General features: G+C 73.1%; 14 protein-coding genes. 5 read left to right on the plus strand and 9 right to left on the minus strand.

What is annotated here, in order from left to right; all coding sequences use genetic code 11:
* Window positions 1–702 precede the first annotated feature (702 nt).
* The gene (locus ACLBYB_RS22180) at window positions 703–1,677 is read left to right on the plus strand and encodes a helix-turn-helix domain-containing protein (RefSeq protein ID WP_447700070.1); all 975 of its coding nucleotides are present in this window, start codon (window positions 703–705) and stop codon (window positions 1,675–1,677) included.
* 22 nt (window positions 1,678–1,699) lie between these two features.
* Here the strand turns inward: ACLBYB_RS22180 and ACLBYB_RS22185 are convergent, their stop codons facing one another.
* The 8 genes from ACLBYB_RS22185 to ACLBYB_RS22220 form a co-directional block, all read right to left on the minus strand.
* A complete protein-coding gene (locus tag ACLBYB_RS22185) occupies window positions 1,700–3,418 on the minus strand; it encodes an FAD-dependent monooxygenase (RefSeq protein ID WP_447700071.1) in 1,719 nt (572 codons plus the stop codon).
* The gene (locus tag ACLBYB_RS22190) at window positions 3,415–3,987 is read right to left on the minus strand and encodes a MarR family winged helix-turn-helix transcriptional regulator (protein ID WP_447700072.1); all 573 of its coding nucleotides are present in this window, start codon (window positions 3,985–3,987) and stop codon (window positions 3,415–3,417) included. Before ACLBYB_RS22190 ends, ACLBYB_RS22185 begins: the two co-directional genes overlap by 4 nt.
* 148 nt (window positions 3,988–4,135) lie before the next feature.
* Entirely contained in the window at window positions 4,136–5,188 is a 1,053-nt protein-coding gene (locus ACLBYB_RS22195) for a DNA polymerase III subunit delta' (protein WP_020095556.1), read from the minus strand.
* Window positions 5,189–5,360: 172 nt separating this feature from the next.
* Window positions 5,361–6,083 (minus strand): dTMP kinase, encoded by a 723-nt coding sequence (tmk, locus tag ACLBYB_RS22200; RefSeq protein WP_447700073.1) that lies wholly within the window; start codon window positions 6,081–6,083, stop codon window positions 5,361–5,363.
* A 10-nt stretch (window positions 6,084–6,093) separates the two neighbouring features.
* The gene (locus ACLBYB_RS22205) at window positions 6,094–7,338 is read right to left on the minus strand and encodes a D-alanyl-D-alanine carboxypeptidase family protein (protein ID WP_091977610.1); all 1,245 of its coding nucleotides are present in this window, start codon (window positions 7,336–7,338) and stop codon (window positions 6,094–6,096) included.
* 195 nt (window positions 7,339–7,533) lie between these two features.
* Window positions 7,534–8,910: a septal ring lytic transglycosylase RlpA family protein gene (locus tag ACLBYB_RS22210; RefSeq protein WP_447700074.1), complete on the minus strand. Its 1,377-nt coding sequence runs from the start codon at window positions 8,908–8,910 to the stop codon at window positions 7,534–7,536.
* Window positions 8,911–9,368: 458 nt separating this feature from the next.
* A complete protein-coding gene (locus ACLBYB_RS22215; protein ID WP_020095560.1) occupies window positions 9,369–9,692 on the minus strand; it encodes a ribbon-helix-helix domain-containing protein in 324 nt (107 codons plus the stop codon).
* Window positions 9,676–10,323 carry a ParA family protein gene (locus ACLBYB_RS22220; RefSeq protein ID WP_012318487.1) on the minus strand — a complete coding sequence of 216 codons (648 nt, stop codon included), beginning with the start codon at window positions 10,321–10,323 and terminating at the stop codon, window positions 9,676–9,678. The genes ACLBYB_RS22215 and ACLBYB_RS22220 overlap by 17 nt, the downstream gene beginning before the upstream one ends.
* Before the next feature lie 372 nt (window positions 10,324–10,695).
* On the opposite strand from ACLBYB_RS22220, the gene ACLBYB_RS22225 reads away from it, so the two are divergent.
* Window positions 10,696–11,256 (plus strand): PAS domain-containing protein, encoded by a 561-nt coding sequence (locus ACLBYB_RS22225; protein ID WP_020095561.1) that lies wholly within the window; start codon window positions 10,696–10,698, stop codon window positions 11,254–11,256.
* A 118-nt stretch (window positions 11,257–11,374) separates the two neighbouring features.
* Entirely contained in the window at window positions 11,375–13,012 is a 1,638-nt protein-coding gene (locus tag ACLBYB_RS22230) for an acyl-CoA synthetase (protein WP_056524616.1), read from the plus strand.
* Window positions 13,013–13,055: 43 nt separating this feature from the next.
* On the opposite strand, the gene ACLBYB_RS22235 is transcribed toward ACLBYB_RS22230, so the two are convergent.
* A complete protein-coding gene (locus tag ACLBYB_RS22235; protein ID WP_091977606.1) occupies window positions 13,056–13,241 on the minus strand; it encodes a hypothetical protein in 186 nt (61 codons plus the stop codon).
* A gap of 285 nt (window positions 13,242–13,526) precedes the next feature.
* Between ACLBYB_RS22235 and ACLBYB_RS22240 the strand changes: the two genes are divergently transcribed.
* Both ACLBYB_RS22240 and ACLBYB_RS22245 read left to right on the plus strand, forming a co-directional pair.
* Entirely contained in the window at window positions 13,527–14,891 is a 1,365-nt protein-coding gene (locus tag ACLBYB_RS22240; protein WP_447700075.1) for an alpha/beta hydrolase, read from the plus strand.
* A gap of 229 nt (window positions 14,892–15,120) precedes the next feature.
* A complete protein-coding gene (locus ACLBYB_RS22245; RefSeq protein ID WP_447700076.1) occupies window positions 15,121–17,367 on the plus strand; it encodes a TonB-dependent siderophore receptor in 2,247 nt (748 codons plus the stop codon).
* The last annotated feature ends 86 nt before the right edge of the window (window positions 17,368–17,453 follow it).

The following is a 17,453-nucleotide window of genomic DNA, read 5'->3' on the forward strand; positions in this document are numbered from 1 at the left end:
CGTCCCCGGACCCGCACGGTCAGCCACCGGGCGGGCCCCCGAAGGACGGCCCGGGATCGCTCCCGGGCCGCCGCGGACAGGTGCGGTCAGGAAGCACAAAATAGGAACATTGTCAAGGCAAACTGAGGCGCGCGCCGCCCTCGACGACGCCTCACCGTCATCGCGAGCGCAGCGAAGCGACCCAGGGCGGCGCAACATCGGCAGGCGTCGCGCTGCTGGATTGCTTCGCTCCGCTCGCAAGGACGTCGGTGCCGAAGACTCATCGGCCGCGGGCACCGTCACGTGGGCCGAACCCTGCCGGCGTTCCGTCGCGCTTCCGGGTCGGTGCACCACGCACGGCCGTCATCGATGTCACATCGGCCCGGAATGCCGAGCGCCAGCGGACGCAGATCCGCTCGCTAAGTTATTCTCAGAGCTTGAGGGACGCAGGATCGTGACATATGAGCCATCCGAATCGGGATTGCTAGATATTTGCCGACGAAGTCTCTACAGGGATCGGACAAACGATCGACGAATATCAGATATATTGCTTGTCATCGAGAAAATAAATCAATTATTGCGGAATTACTCGATCGAAAATGGGGGCGATGTGATCTATCTGTCGTCGACGTCTTGTCTTCAGGTCACGTTTCGGGGCATCCGGCTCCGCGCAACGGACGGGTCCTCCGGAGGCCGCGCGCCGGCTCCTCTCCGAGCGGCCTGATGCGCCGGGTCTTCTCGACGGCCGGGACACATCCCCGGACGCGCTTCAAGCTCTGGCAGGAGGTCGTCGCCGAACGGATCGGGCCGATCGAGCAGCGGCGGCGCGCCGACGGGCCGTTCGCGGGCGAGATCGAGATCGGCGCCGTCGGCCCGCTGACCTTCAGCCGGATCACCCAGAGCGCCCTCACGACCACGATCACCGCCGATACGGTCCGGCGCCGGCCTGACGGGCTGATCCGCGTGAACTTCCGTCTCGCCGGCGCGTCCACCGTCCAGCAGCACGGCCGCGAGGCGGTGCAGGGGACGGGAGACCTCACCGTCATCGACCATCACCCGGGCGTGCTGGACGCGCGCACGGATGGCCAGACCCTGGTCATGGCCCTGCCGCGGGAGCGCCTCGAGGGCCTGCTCGGACCGGCCCGGCTGTTCGCGGCCCTGACGATGCCCGCCGGATCGGCCACGACCCGCCTGGTGACGACCTTCTTCGGGGATCTGCTCCGGGTGAACCGGCAGCTCTCCCCCGAGGCGGCGGAGCGCATGGCGACCATCGGCGTGGATCTGATCGTGGCCGCGCTCGCGGATCGGATGGCCCGGGAGGTGCCGCATTCCCTGCACGGCAGCGTCGTGGTCCAGCGCGCCAAGGCCCATGTCGAGGCGAATCTCGGCGACCAGACCCTCGATCCGCCCCGGCTCGCCGCCGCGATGGGCGTGTCCCTGCGCCGGCTCCAGGAACTGTTCCACGAGCGCGGCCAGCACATCTCCGACTGGATCTGGGAGCGCCGCCTCGCGGCGGCGGCCAGGCGCCTCTCCGATCCGGTCAGCCTGCACCGCCCGATCGGCGTCGTGGCCTACGAGTGCGGCTTCGCGAGCCAGGCCCATTTCGCCCGGCGCTTCAAGGACCGCCACGGCCTGTCGCCCCGCGCCTACAGGGAAGCGGCCGCCCTGCGGCTGTCCGGCAGCCGGCCGGATCCGTGAGACGTCGCGGCCCCCGCCGCCCTCACCCGGCGCAAGCCGCCTCCGGCCGCACCGCTTCCCCGGCCGCGCGCCCCGCCGCGTCGAAGAGCGCGCGGCAATACGCGATCAGGCGGTCGGTCCGGTCCGCGCCGCTCCGGAAGGCGATGTGCCCGTCCGGGCGCACCAGCACGAGCGCCGGCCGGCCCTCCAGCCCGTAGGCGCCGTGTGCCCGGCCGTCCAGATCCGACAGGACGGGCACCTCCGCCGCCGCGATCAGGGGGCCGGCGAGGACGAGCCGCGGACGCAGCCAGGGCCAGGGCGCCACGGCCCGGACCGCCTCCAGAAGGGCGGGCGCCGCCTCCGGCGACCGTCCGTCGAAGCACAGGAGCGCCCAGCCCGTCGTCCATCCGTCCGGGTTGTAGAGGAACGGGAACAGGCGCGTGCGCACCCCGTCCCGCGTCACCGGCGCGTCCGGCGCGCGCTGGCCCGGCTTCGGCCCCGGCCGCAGCAGGTGCGTTAGGTTCGCGAGGCCCGACAGGTGATCCGCGTTCAGGAGGCTGCCGGGATAGGCGACGCCCATCTGCTGCATGTCGTCCGTCCCCTGCAGCAGGGAGCCCAGGTTCGGCAGCGCCTTCGCGGCCAGCCCCAGCACCGTGTCGGTGACGGGGCCGCGATAGACGGTCCACCGGAACCCGCGCACCTGCTGGGCGCTCAGCCGGGCGTGCTCGCCGCCGCGCTCGCCGTCGTAGGAGTCGAGGATGGCGGGCGCCGCCTCGCCCCGCAGAGTCATGGCCAGCCGCCACGCGATCTCGACCGCGTCGTGGAGGCCGGCATTCATCCCCTGGCCGCCGATCGGCAGGGACAGGTGCCCGGCATCGCCCGCCAGGAACACGCGGCCCCGCCCGTAGCCGGGGGAGACCCCGTAGGCGAAGCGGCTGTGCGTCAGCCATTGCGGGTCGCTCAGGGTGAGGGTCTCGTCGCCGGTGACCTCCCGGGCGAGGGCCTGGATCTCCGCGAGCGTCGGGTCGCGGTCCGGCACGCCGGCGTCGTCGGCCAGGAAGAACAGCCGGTGGTAGCCGCCCCAGACCGGCATGATGCCGGCGAAGCCGCGCGGGTAGTAGAAGAACCAGAGCTGGTCCGGCTCGGACCCGCGGCGCCAGGACAGCCGGGCGTCGACCTGCCGGTTCATGCAGCCCGCGAGCCGCTCGGGCTCGAAATCCAGGCCGAGCCGGGCGCGGACCGTGCTCCGGGCCCCGTCGGCGGCCACGCAGTAGCGGGCGCGCAGCCGCGTCTCCGGCCCGTCCGCGCCCCGCCGGAGGGTCACGGTGACGCCCGCCGCGTCCTGGTCGATGCCGGTCACCGTGCAGCCTCGGTCCAGCCGGCCGCCGCGGGCCTCGAACGCGTCGGTCAGGGTCCGCTCGATCACGTCCTGCCCGCTGTAGAGGACGTCGGGATAGGGGCTGGCGACGTCGGCGATGGGGATCGGCGTCGTCGGCGCGCCGTCGACGAAGAAGTTGATGGTGCGGACCGCGTAGGCGCTCTCCGCCAGGGCGTCGCGCAGGCCGATGCCGGCGAGCAACTCCTGCGGGCGGGCCCAGAGATTGTTGGCCCGCGAGTACGCCCTGACCTCCGCGCGCTGCTCCAGGACCAGGCACGACACGCCGTGATGGCGCAGGGCGCAGCCCGCGGTCAGGCCGACGGGGCCCGCGCCGACGACGATCACGTCGGCGTCGTAGCCCGGGGCGGCGTGGGCGTCGGTCATCGGTCGGTCTCCTGTCGGCTTTCCTGTCGGGTCTCGTGCGGGGTCTCGTGCGGCGTCTCCTGCCGGGCCTCCGCGGCGATGGACGCGATGGCGGCGTGGGAGGCGCCGATCCGCCGCTGCAGGCCCTGCAGCAGCGCGGCGGCGGCCTCGACGGCCTCGGGCGCGAGGCCCTCGGTGAGCCCGTCCGACCAGAGGGCGTTGCGCGCCATCGCCTGCCGATAGGCCTCCGCGCCCCGCTGGGTCATGGCGACGAGGGGTGCGCGGCGGTGGTGGGGGTTGGGCGCGAGCCGGATCAGCCCGTCGGCCCGCATCTCGCCGACGAGGCGCTGCACCGACTGGCGGGCGAGGCCCATGTTGCGGGCGATGTGGGCGACGGGCAGCGGCGCCGGCGCGAGGGCGATGGCCCCCAGCACCTGCCACCGGGCGCTGGTGAGCCCGAGATCCTGCACCAGCGTGTCGCCGGCCGCGAGCAGGTCGCCGTTGAGGCGGAACACCGCGACCACGAGGTCCGACAGGGCGTGCCGGGTCCGGTCGCGGTCGCGGGCTGTCCGAGGCGGGTCGGGCTCCATGGGGCACGTCCTGGCGGCAGGATATTGTCAGAATGACAGTATGCTGTCATCGCGCGGACAACGGCGCCGGCGCCGGACGGTTCCACGCCGGCGGCGGGCCGGATCCGGATGTCGGATACGGGCGACGGGGACGGGTGCCCGCCGGGCCCTAAGCCACCGCCGCGAGATCCCCGAACAGCGACAGCACGACCGGGCGCCGGTCGAGGTTGTAGATCGCCGCCTCCCGGGCGGCGCGGCCGAACCGGTCGGCGACCTCCACCAGGGCGGCGAGGCGGGCGGGGGGCTCGTCCCGGCGCCGGTCGATCTCGGCCGAGACGAAGCGCAGCACCGCGTCCTGGGCGGCCTCGAACCGCGCCTCGGCGTCGCGGCCCGCCAGGGTCTCGGCGAGCTTGAGCACCCGGCCCCAGTCGGGCGTGCGCGCCCGCGCCAGCAGGGTCTCGATCTCGGCCACGAGGCCGGCGGTGACCGGATCGAGCATCGCGAGCGCGCGGGCGACCGAGCCCTCGCACTGGGCCAGTGCCCGGGCCAGGGCGGTCTCGTCGGGCTGCGCGAAGGGCTCGGGCAGGCCGCGCACCACCCGGGCGACGTCCTCGGCCGGGAGGGGGCGCAGCATCAGCGCCCGGCAGCGGGAGCGGATGGTCGGCAGCAGCCGGCCGGGCTGGTGGGACAGGATCAGGAACAGCGCGCGGGGCGGCGGCTCCTCCAGCACCTTCAGCAGCGCGTTGGCGGCGTTGGCGTTCAGGTCCTCGGCGCTGTCGAGGATGCAGACGCGCCAGCCCGAATCCGCGGCCGTCGAGGCGAACAGGTCGAGGGCGCGGCGCACCGCGTCGACCGAGATCTTGGTCGGCAGCGTCTTGGCGCCGGCGCTCCGGTGGCGGCGCAGGACCACGAGGTTCGGGTGCGACAGGCCCGCCACCTTGCCGAGGACGGCGTCGCCCGCCGGCACGGCGAGGCCCGCCGGGCCCCCGCCCCCCGGGTAGGCGAGCAGGCGCCGGGCGACCCGGTAGGCCAGGGTCGCCTTGCCGATGCCGGGGGCGCCGCCGATCAGCCACGCGTGGTGCAGGCGCCCCGCCGCGATGGCGGCCGCGAAGGCGTCGGCCGCGGCCGCGTGGCCGACGAGCCCGAGGGTCTCGCGCGGGCGCGGGATCCCGGCGAGGTCCCCGGGCTCGACGTCGTCGGCGGCGCGGTCGGTGGGCTTCACGGGGCGGGTCTCACGGGGCGGGCTTCACGGGCGGGCTTCATGGAGTGGGTCTCACGGCGCGGGCCGGCGGGCTCCGATCTGGGCGGCGCGCCCGCGCGACTGCTTACACGGCCGCCGGCCAGGATGGGACTGGGACCGGTCGGGCCGGGACCGGCCACGCCCGTACGGCCGCTCACGCGGCGTCGCCGCTCCGGCCCGCCCCCGCCGGCCGGTCGGGCAGGAGCGCCGGCAGCCGGGACGCGACGGCGGTGCGGATCGCCGCCTCGACCGTGTCGGGATCGCGGGACGCGTCGATCACCGCGCAGCGCCCCGGTTCCGCCCGGGCGATCGCCAGGAAGGCCTCCCGCAGCCGGACGTGGAAGTCGAGGGCCTCGGCCTCGAACCGGTCGGCCCCCTGCCCCGTCCGGGCGCCGCGCCCGGCCGCGCGGGCGAGGCCGGACTCGGGGGCGAGGTCGAGGATCAGGGTGAGATCGGGCCGGGTCGGGCCGACGACGACCCGCTCCAGGGCGTCCACGAGCCCGGGATCGAGCCCCCCGGCGGCGCCCTGGTAGGCCCGGGTCGAGTCGATGAACCGGTCGCACAGCACGGTCTCGCCCCGGCGGAGCGCCGGGCGGATCAGCCGGTCGAGATGGTCGATCCGAGCGGCGCTGAACAGCAGGGCCTCCGCGAAGGGGCCGTAGGGCTTGGCGACGCCGTCGAGCAGCGCCGTGCGGATCTCCTCCGCCCGCGGCGAGCCGCCGGGCTCGCGCGTCACGCAGACGGGCCGCCCCGAGCGCGCGCGCAGGGTCGCGGCGAGGCGGGCGATCTGGGTCGACTTGCCGGCCCCCTCCCCGCCCTCGACGGTGATGAAGGTGCCGCCCGCCCCGGCGGGATCCCCGGACAGCGGCCCGGTCACGCGCGCGCCGTCACGACGGGTTGGCCGCCCCGGCAGCACCCTTGTCCCCGCCCTTGTCGGTTCCCTTGTCGGTTCCCTTGCCGGCCCGGTCGAAGGCCTTGCGGACGAGCCCGGTGCCGAATTCCAGCGCCGCGTCCATCGCCCGCTGCGACAGGGTGCCGGGCTCCACCGCGGCGCCGGCGAAGAGCGGCTGGTCGAGGGCGACGGTGTCGCCGCGCTGGACGCGCAGGATCCCGACCCGCTGGCCCTCCTCCACCGGGGCGATGAGCGGCCCGGTATAGATCGCCCTGGCGCTGACCCGGTCGCTGGAGCCCCGCGGCAGCAGCACCCGCACGGGCTTCTTCGCCACCAGCGGCACCGAGCCCGACTGGCCGCCGAACACCGAGGCCTCGGCCACGGTCTCGCCCGGCGCGAAGACCTGCCGGGGCTCGAAGGCGCGGAACCCCCACTCCATCAGCTTGCGCGACTCGGAGGCGCGGTCCCGGGCGGTCTTGAGCCCCGAGACCACCAGCACGAGCCGCTGGCCGTTCTGCACCGCCGAGCCGGTGAGCGCGTAGCCGGATTCCTCCAGGTAGCCGGTCTTGAGCCCGTCCGCGCCGATGTCGAGGGCGAGCAGCGGGTTGCGGTTCTGCTGGCGGATCTTGTTCCAGGTGAACTCCTTCTCGGCGAAGATCTTGTAGTAGTCCGGGTAGGTGTCGATGATGTGCAGCGCGAGCTTCGCCATGTCCCGGGCCGTGACCTTCTGGTCGGGCGCCGAGTAGCCGGTGGCGTTGCGGAAGGTCGAGTTCGTCAGCCCGATCTCCTTGGCGCGCTGGTTCATCAGCCCGGCGAAGGCCTCCTCGGAACCGGCCATGTTCTCCGCGATGGTGATGGCCGCGTCGTTGCCCGACTGCACGATCAGGCCGCGCAGCAGGTCCGACATCTTGATGCGGCTGTTCACCTGCGCGAACATCGACGAGCCGCCGCCCCCGGCCCCGCCGCGCTTCCACGCGTCCTCGGTGACGGTGAACTCCGTGTCCATCGACAGGCGGCCGGATTTCAGCGCCTCGAACACGATGTCGGTGGTCATCAGCTTGGCCATGCTGGCCGGCGAGAACCGCTCGTCGGCGGCCTTCTCGAACAGGACCGAGCCGGAATCGGCGTCGATCAGGATCGCGTGCGGGGCCGCGGTCTGGAAAGTCTGCGCGGCGGCGGCGGCGAGGCCGGCGCCCAGCGCGCAGGCGGCCGCGAGAAGGGTGAGAAGGGGTCTGCGCATCACCGTTCCGTCCCGCGCCTGCCGTCGGGCCGGAAGCGTCCCGCCCGTATCCCAATAACAAGCGTGACCATATTACGGTTTCGGCGCCGGATCGAATGCGAAATGCCGCATTGGCCGCCGCATCGACCGCCACATGGGCCGCCACATGGGCCGCCGGACCCGTCGGGCGGCCGCGGGTCGGCCCGGGCGCCGCCGTCAGTAGATCCCGGCGAGGCGGGCGTGTCCCGCCTTACCGGCGGTCTTGGTGGCCGGCCCCTTGGCGGCGGGGGCCTTGGGGGCGGTCTTGGCAGAGGTGGTCACGGAGCCGTTCGCGGCCGGCGCACCGGCCTTCGTGGCCGACGCTCTGGCCGGCACCGCGGCGAGGCGCGCCATGGCGAGCTTGGCCGAGGCCGGCATCGCGGCGGGCATCGCGGCCGGGGACGCGCCGTGCGGCGCGGAGGACGGGCCCGACGACGCCTTGGCGAGCTTCACGGTCCCGGGCGCCGGGACCGCCCGGCGATGGACCTCGGCGAGGGCCGGGCCGGCCTTCGGGCCGGCCTTCCCGGCGGCATGACCGTGCGCTGGCGGCGCGGCCGGGGCGAGGCCGGGGGTGTGGGCCGGGTTGAGGCCCGCGACCTTCAGGGTCCCGGCCCCGAGGCCGCCCTTGGCGGCGACGGCCGGCACGGGGGCGGGCCGGAACTCGCGCACCCGCGGGGCGGTGGGCTGCACGGCCGCCGGGACCGTCACGGCGGCCGAGGCCAGCACGATCGGCGCGCGCACCGGCGCCGTCCGCTCGGGCCGGGCGGCCGGGGCCTCGGCGGGCGCCTTCTCGGCCGCCGTCCCGGCCTCCGTCCCGCTCTCCTCCGCCTCCTGGGCGGGCCTGAAGGCTAGAGCCGGGGCTGAGCGCGTGTAGCGCTCGGTGTCCTCCGTCGGGCCGAGATCGGCCATCATCACGGTCGAGCGGCCGGCCGGCCGCCCGTCGGTGCGCAGGCTCGCGAGGAGCTTGCGGTCGTCGCTGCCGGCCACCGAGGCCTTGCCGACATACTCGACGCGCACCCGCGCGGTGCCCCTGCGGTGGAAGCCCAGCGCTTCGGCCGCATCCTCCGACACGTCCATGACCCGGCCGGCATGGTAGGGGCCGCGGTCGTTGACGCGCACCAGCATCGAGTAGCCGTTCTCGAGGTTCGTCACCCGGGCGTAGCTCGGCAGCGGCAGGGTCGGGTGGGCGGCGGCGATCGAGTGGCGGTCGAAGACCTCGCCGTTGGCGGTCATGCGGCCGTGGAAGGCCGAGCCGTACCAGGAGGCGAGCCCCTCGCGGACGTAGCCGCTCGGATTCTCCTTCGGCACGTAGGTCTGGCCGGCCACCACGTAGGGCTTGCCGGTGTAGCGGCGCCCGCCGCCCTTCGGGATCACGTCGCCCTCGTTGTAGAGGCGCGGGCTCGCCTTGACCCCGTATTTCGGGTCGATCCCGTTCCCGGCGGCGAGCTTCTGCTGGGGCGAGGTCGCGCAGTTGGCCGTGGCCAGGGCCACGCCCGAGACGGCGATGAGCCGCAGGGCGAGGCGCGCCGGCCGGGGAAGCGTCGTGCGCACCATCGTGGGGTTCACCAAACTCTACGCGTGAGCGGGGCCCGACCGGACCGGAGCCGGCCGCGTGCACGGGGCCGCGATCGGTCCACCCAGATTTGTAGCGGTCGCGTAAAGGAAGCCTGAACGACGGGCTGCGGCCGGGTTCAGGAAGAGGGCCGCGCGGCCGTTCGGTTCTCGAGCATTGCGTGCGGATCGACGGGCAACATCTTGTTCGGGAACGGATTCTTTAAATTCTCACTGGCGCGCCCGTCCGACCGCCCCCGGGCGCGACGCTCCACTTTTCCGTGTGGGAGCGGGGCCAGGATCGCGATGGCTCGGGACCGAGCCGGTGCGGAGGCCGCGGGCCGCTTGATCCGCGCCGGCCCGCCGCTGCGCCGCGGTCCCGGAGGGCCGGAAGGCGCCGCGCGCAGCAGCGGCACGCTCCGGAGCGGCCGCGCCGCCCCGGGTGTAGGCCGAGTCCGCCTTCAGCGGGACTGCGTGTCGGTGAGCTGCCCGATCGACTGGGCGCCGCGCTGCTTGAACAGCAGGTCGAGGCCTTCCAGCATCAGCGCGTGCATCTTGGTCCGCTCGGCGTAGGCGAGGTCGCGCAGCTGGTCGTAGACCGGCGGCTCCAGGTAGACCGACATCTGGCGGGCGCGCTGCTTGAGCGTGGCCGCCTGCTTCGGCGCCGGGGGCGCGAGGGTGAGCGACACGATCTCGGCGCCCTGCGGCCGGGCCGCCTGGGGCCGGGCCGGCGGGCTCGCCGACGCCACGATCGCCGCGAGGCTGAGCTTAGGCGGCTTGGACATGCTGGCCCGTCCTCAGGGACTGCGTGCGGCGCTCGATCCACGACCAGAGGCGGCGGACCTCGCCGGCGGCCTGGCCCTTGGGGTTGAACTCGGTGACGCCCTGGCCGAGGCCGATCGCGTCCTGGTGGTCGGTGCGGGCGACGATGTTCACGTCGGGCAGGATGCCCAGCACCGCGAGCCCGTCCGCGGCGTCGCGGACCCGGTAGGAGCGCGGCGGGGTCTGGTTCAGCACGAAGGCGAACTTCTTCTCCAGCCGGTAGACGGCGGCCAGGGTCGGCTTGAACGCCCGCAGGTCCGCGGGGGTCGGCCGGCACGGGATGATGCACAGATCCGCGGCGCGGATCGCCGAGAGGGTGCCGGTGGAATCGACGCCCGGCGTGTCGATGAACACGTAGTCGTAGGCGGAATCGCGCAGGCGCTCCATCACGGCGTCGATCTGGGTGGCGTCGATCTGCGCCACCTCGGGACCGTCGGCCGTGCGGTGGTCCAGCCAGTCGGAGATCGTGGCCTGCCGGTCCATCTCCAGGATGCAGACCGTGTGGCCCGCCTCCCGGGCGGCCACCGCCAGGGAGATGCACAGCGTGCTCTTGCCGCTGCCGCCCTTCTGCGTGACGAAGGTGATCGCTTTCATCCCGGGCGTCCTCCAGAAGGCCCCATGCATCCGTCCGGGCGCCCGCAACTGCCGGTCGCCGCGCCGTCTGTGCCAACCTCAGGTATGGGATTCGCGGCGTGCCGCGATCCTGTGACCCAAGGATGTCGGGGCACAGGTTGGGGTCGACATGGTTAACGAGCCGTTAAGACAACGGTCCCTCGCGGATATCCCCGCCCAGTGCGGCAGCAGGACAGCAGTCTAAACTTCAAGTTAAGATTCTTGGCATATAGAGGGTTAACAGCCTTTCCAGCGACGCCCGGATACCGTAGCGTGAACGCGGGTGAGACGAGGAGCTTGGTGGGGGTGAAAACCTCAAGTTTAAAGACAAGGATCGCCCCATCGAGGAATGGCATGTCCGAAGCCCCGATCCCGCAATCCATTCTGGAGGCCTCCGGCGTCGTGGGCACCTGGGCCCACGATTACTGGGCGGGGCAGCTGGCGCTCTCGGCCCCGCTCGCGGATCTGCTCGGACTGGACCCCGAGGCGGCCGCCGCCGGCGTGTCCCTGGAGGCCTTCCTCGACCGCACCCATCCCGAGGACCGCGTCCGGATCGAGAGCTATCTCCACGCGGTGGCCGAGACCGGCGGTCCCGTCGAGGCGGAGTTCCGCACGAAGGACACCCGCACCGGGATCCGCACGCTGCTGATGCGCGGCCGGATCGAGCGCGACCCCGCCGGCGGGGCGACCCGCGGGCGCGGCATCGCCATCGACCGCACCGAGGAGCAGGCCGCCAACCTCGTGCAGAGCGAGCGGGTGGTGAACCGGATGGCCGAGCACGTCATCGCCCTGCGCGACCTCGCCCGCGCCCTGCACCGGCCGTCGCTCACCGACCGGATCGAGCACCTGATGATCGAGATCGGCTTCGAGCTCGCCCGCTTCCTGCCCGAGCCCGAGGACGAGCCGCGCCACTGAGCGCGCCACTGAGCGCGCCACTGAGAGCGCGACGGGGCGCGGAAGCCTCGCCGGACCGATTGATCGCGCCCGTTCCGGCAAGCTACTGTCCCGGCAACACTTTGCCGGGAGGACGGGGATGGCCCGCGACACGATCTACGACCGCGACCTCGACCGCGTCCCGGCCAACCACCAGCCGCTGACGCCCCTGCTCTACCTGGACCGGGCCGCGCGGGTGTTTCCCGACCACGTCGCGGTGGTCCACGGCCCCCTGCGGCGGCCCTACCGGGAGGTCTACGCCCGGGCCCGCCGCCTCGCCTCGGCGCTGGCGGCGCGCGGGATCGGCCGCGGCGACACCGTGGCGGCGCTGCTCGCCAACACCCCCGAGATGATCGAGTGCCACTACGGCGTGCCGATGACCGGGGCGGTGCTCAACACCCTCAACACCCGCCTCGACGCCGACGCGATCCGCTTCTGCCTGCAGCACGGCGAGGCCAAGGTGCTGATCACCGACCGCGAGTTCTCCCGGACGGCCGCCGGGGCCCTGGAGGGGCTGGAGCCCAAGCCCTTCGTGATCGACGTCGACGATCCCGAGTACGACGGCCCGGGCGCCCGCCTGGGCGCGACCGACTACGAGGCCTTCCTGGCCGGCGGCGACCCGGAGCACGACTGGCGGCTGCCGGACGACGAGTGGGACGCGATCACCCTGAACTACACGTCGGGCACCACCGGCGACCCGAAGGGCGTGGTCTACCACCATCGCGGGGCGGCGCTGCTGGCCCTCGGCAACGTCATCACGGGCGGGCTCGGCCAGCACCCGGTCTATCTCTGGACCCTGCCGATGTTCCACTGCAACGGCTGGTGCTTCCCCTGGACCCTGTCGATCGTGGCCGGGACCCATGTCTGCCTGCGGCAGGTGCGGGCCGAGACGATGTACCGGCTGATGGCCGAGCACGGGGTCACGCATCTCTGCGGCGCGCCGATCGTCATGCAGATGCTGATCAACGCCCCCGATGCCGAGCGCCGCGACCTGCCCCGGCGCGTCGCCTTCTTCACCGCCGCGGCCCCGCCGCCGGAGGCGGTGCTGGCCGGCATGTCGGAGGCCGGGTTCGACGTGACCCACCTGTACGGCCTGACCGAGAGCTACGGCCCGGCGGTGGTCAACGCCTGGCACGCCGACTGGGACGCGCTGGCGGCCGACCAGCGGGCGGCCCGGAAGGCCCGCCAGGGCGTGCGCTACCCGGTGCTCGAGGCCCTGGACGTGCGCGACCCGGAGACGCTGGAGCCGGTGCCCGCCGACGGGGCGACGATCGGCGAGGTGATGATGCGCGGCAACGTGGTGATGCGCGGCTACCTCAAGAACCCGGCGGCCACGCAGGCCGCCTTCAAGGGCGGCTGGTTCCGCACCGGCGACCTCGGGGTGAAGCACCCGGACGGCTACGTGCAGCTCAAGGACCGCTCGAAGGACATCATCATCTCGGGCGGCGAGAACATCTCGTCGATCGAGGTCGAGGACGCCCTGTTCAAGCACCCGGCGGTCGCCGCGGCCGCGGTGGTGGCCAAGCCCGACGCGAAGTGGGGCGAGACGCCCTGCGCCTTCGTCGAGCTCAAAGCCGGCGCGACCCCCACGGCCGACGAGCTGATCCAGTGGTGCCGGGGGCGGCTGGCCTCCTACAAGCTCCCCCGCCACGTGGTCTTCGGCGAGCTGCCGAAGACCTCCACCGGCAAGGTGCAGAAGTTCATCCTGCGCGAGCGGGCCCGGCAGGACGGGGCCTGATCCGCGCCCGGCCCGGCACCCGTCGATCGGAGCGGCGGGCCGGTCAGGCCTGCGGCGGATCCCGGCGGTCGGCGCGCACCGGCACCGGCACGGGCTTCGGGGCGGACCCGGCGTCGCGGAGGTCGGCCAGGATCTGGGCGACGAACGCCTGGAGCGACACGAGGCTGAACAGGGTGATCGACGCGACCAGGGCGGCGGAGACCAGGGTCTTGGCGGTTTCGGGATCCACGGCGGGAGTCCTTGGCTTCGCCCCGCCGCGGGCGATCCGGGCGGGGGGCGCCGCTGTGGCGCCGGTGCCTCCCCAAGGTGGGCGCGCCGCCCGCGCCGCGCCAGCGCCGCCGCGGTCGCGCCTGGCATGCGCGGAGGGCCGGGCTCGGCCGCGATCCCGGTCGCCGCGACGCTTCGTCCGGCCGGGGATGATCGCGCGGGACCGTGCAGCTTTCCTGGCTGGTGGAACGTTGCGTTTCCCGCAATAAGCGCCGGCGCGGAGCGGCGCGCATCCGGGAGAGACGGCATGGCCGGCAGCGGCATCGCGGGCGGCATCGCGAACGACACCGCGAACGGCACCCGCGCGGCGCTGCGCGCCGCTCAGGGGCTGATCCTGGCCGCCGGACTGGGAACTGTGCTGGGAGCCGGGCCTGTCGCGGGCCCCGCCCGGGCGCAGGGGCCCGTCCCGGCCCAGCCCGCGCCCCTGCCCGCCCCCCAGCCCGCGACGCCTCCGAACGCCCCGCCCCGGAGCGCGGCGCCCGCCCCCGCCGCGCCGGGAGCGGCGGCGGAGCCGGGCCCGGCCGAGCCGGTGACCCGCGCCGGCTACTTCTACATCGGCGGCCGCTACCAGAAGCTCGGCGACAAGACCGTGATGGTCGGCCAGATGTTCGTGCAGTCGCGCACCCCGGCCCGGGTCACGCAGCCCTACCCGGTGGTGATGGTCCACGGCCTCGCCCAGACCGGCGTGAACTACCTCGCCACCGCGGACGGCCGCCCGGGCTGGGTGCAGCGCTTCGTCGAGAAGGGCTACCAGGTCTACGTGGTCGATCAGGTCGGGCGCGGGCGCTCGGGCACCAACCCGGAGGTCTACGGCCCCTACGACCGGCTCGGCACCCGCGGCCTGGAGCGCACCCACACGGCGCCCGAGGTCTACGACCTCTACCCGCAGGCCAAGCTCCACACCCGCTGGCCGGGCGGGGCCGGCGTGCAGGGCAACGCCGCCTTCGACCAGTTCTTCGCCAGCCAGGTCCCGTTCCTCGCCAACAGCCAGCAGACCGAGGAGCTGGTCGACCCGGCCCTGGTGGCGCTGCTGGACAGGATCGGGCCGGCGATCCTGCTCACCCACGGTCAGGCGGCCCTGTTCGGCTGGGCGGCCTCGGACACGCGGCCGGACCTCGTGAAGGCCCATGTCGCCGTCGAGCCGAACGGCCCGCCCTTCTTCGACGTGCAGTTCCGCGGCGGCAAGGAGTTCTGGGAGAAGACCGGCGACGGGCGCGCCCGCGCCTACGGGCTGACCCGCATGCCGCTGACCTTCGACCCGCCGGTCCGGGCGCCCGAGGACCTGACGGTGGCGCAGGCGGCCAAGGGGTCCGAATCCAAGTCCGACAGGGCCGCGGACGGGCGGATCCGTTGCTGGCTGCAGGGCGAGCCCGTCCGGTCCCTGCCGAACCTCGCCAAGGTGCCGGCCGTGGTGGTGACCGCGGAGGCCTCCTTCCACGCGACCTACGACGACTGCACCGTCGCGTTCCTGACCCAGGCCGGCGCCAGGCCGGACGTGGTCCGGCTGGCCGACCGCGGCCTCCACGGCAACGGCCACATGATGATGCTGGAGACGAACAGCGACGCCGTCGCGGACGTCCTGGCCGGCTGGCTCGCGGACCGGGTGAAGTAGCCCCGCGGGACCGCCCCCCGCCGCACCACCGATACGTGTCGCTACGGCAACAGGCGTCGCCTTCCGCGTGAAGGCCGCTTGCGGCCGCGTCCGGCTGCCCGTAGTCCGGATGGAGAAAGATCAAGTTTTACAGTACTTTATCACAATTCTAAACAGCATGGCCGAGACGCCGGGGTGGCCCCCGGCGCGCGCGGTCGGCTGCCCGCAGCGTCGCATCCGGCAAGAGACCATGAGAGCCGTCCACCCCCTCCCCGGCATCACCCTGCGCGCCCTGCTCGCCGGGGCCTCGCTCGCCGTGCTGGCGCAGGCCGCGCCGAGCCTCGCCCAGGACGCGCCGCGCCGCGGCGGCGCCGGCCCGACCGCCGGCGGCCGCGTGCAGCTCGAGGAGCTGAGCGTCACCGGCCAGGGCGGCGGCCCGGCCTCCGGGGCCCCGGCCGGCGCACCCGTGCGCGGCGCGGAGAGCCCGACCGGCCCGATCGACGGCTACGTGGCCCGGCGCTCGGCGACCGCGACCAAGACCAACACCCCGCTGATCGAGACGCCGCAATCGATCAGCGTCGTGGGCCGCAAGCAGCTCGACACCCAGAACGCCCAGACCCTCACCCAGGCGACCCAGTACGTCGCCGGCACCTACGCGGGCACCTTCGGCGCCGACACGCGCCTCGACTTCTTCCAGCTCCGCGGCTTCGTGGTCAGCGATTACGGCCTCTACCTCAACGGCCTGCAGCTCCTGAACTACGGCTTCGCCTACAGCCGCGTGAACACGTTCGGGCTGGAGCGCATCGAGGTGCTGCGCGGCCCCTCCGCGGTGCTGTTCGGCGCCGGCAATCCCGGCGGCCTGATCAACCAGATCAGCAAGCGCCCGACCGAGACCCCGTTCGGGCTCGTCGAGGTCGGCGGCGGCTCCTTCGACCAGCGCTACGCCGCCTTCGACGTCGGCGGCCCGGCCGACGCCGAGGGTCACTGGTTCGGCCGCCTGACCGGCTACGCCCGCAACGGCGGCACGCAGGTCCAGGGCGCGCCGGACGACAGCTACTACATCGCCCCGGCCTTCACCTATAAGCCGGACGGGTCGACCAAGTTCACGATCCTGTCGAGCTTCCAGCACGACAACACGGCCGTGACGGCGAACTTCCTGCCCTATTACGGCACGGCCCGGCCGACCGTGCTCGGCCTGCGCATCCCGCGCTCGCTCAACGTGGGCGATGCCGGCTTCAACACCTTCCGGCGCGACCAGGCCTTCATCGGCTACGAGTTCGAGCACGTCTTCGACGACACCTGGGCGGTGCGCCAGAACGCCCGCTACGGCTACACGCAGAGCTTCCAGAACTCCTATATCGGCCAGCTCGGCTACACCGACCCGCTCCAGACCCAGCTCGGCCGCTACCTGTTCCGGGATTCCGCCAAGATCGCGCAGCTCGACGTCGACACGCAGGCCGAGGCCAAGTTCTTCGACGGCTTCTTCCGCCACGACTTCCTGATGGGCGTGGAGTACCGGAACTTCCAGATCCACGACAACCAGGCCTCGGGCTTCCCCGGCCCCGACCTCAACATCCTCGCACCCTCTTACGGCCCGCAGGCGGTCTCGGCCTCGCCCTACCTGATCAACGCCAACTCGTTCCAGCAGGTCGGCCTCTACTTCCAGGACCAGATCAAGCTCACGCCGGAGCTGACCCTGATCCTCGGCGGCCGCCAGGACTTCGTCCAGAACACCGTCTACGACCGCCTGACGCCCGCCAACACCAACGGCCGCAACGACAGCGCCTTCACCTACCGGGCGGCGGCGATCTACAACTTCGACTTCGGCCTCGCGCCCTACATCATGTACGCGACCTCGTTCCAGCCCCAGATCGGCGTGGACATCAACAACCGCACCTTCAGGCCCGATACCGGCGATCAGGTCGAGGGCGGCGTCAAGTTCGAGCCGCCCGGCCAGGGCTACTTCCTGACGCTGGCGGGCTTCGACATCCACCGCAACAACGTGCTCACCCCCAACCCGGTGAACACGATCTTCCAGACGCAGGTCGGTGCGGTGCGCTCCACCGGCTTCGAGGCGCAGCTCGTCGCCAACGTCGCCGACGGCCTCAACCTCGTGGCGTCCTTCACCAAGTTCGACTTCACCACCGAGCGGGATGCCGATCCGGTGCGGGTCGGCAAGACGCCGGTCAACATCCCCCAGACCCTGGCCTCGCTGTTCGCCGACTACACCATCCCGCTCGGGCCGTGGCGCGGCTTCGGCTTCGGCGGCGGCGTGCGCTACGTCGGCAGCTCCTTCGCGGACGTGGCCAACACCCTGCGGGTGCCCGACTACGTGCTGTTCGACGCGCAGGTGCACTACGATGTCGAGAACTGGCGCTTCCAGGTGAACGCCTCGAACCTCGCCGACCGGCGCTACGTCGCCTCCTGCCAGTCGAACGTGTCCTGCTTCTACGGCGACGCCCGGCGGGTGCTGGCGAAGGTCAGCTACAAGTGGTGAGGTGGCCCGGGCGGTTCTTGTTTGCGGCCGCCCGCAGCATGGTGACCAGCCCCGTCATCGCGAGCGCAGCGAGGCGATCCAGGGCA

Source organism: Methylobacterium sp. D54C (assembly GCF_053345595.1).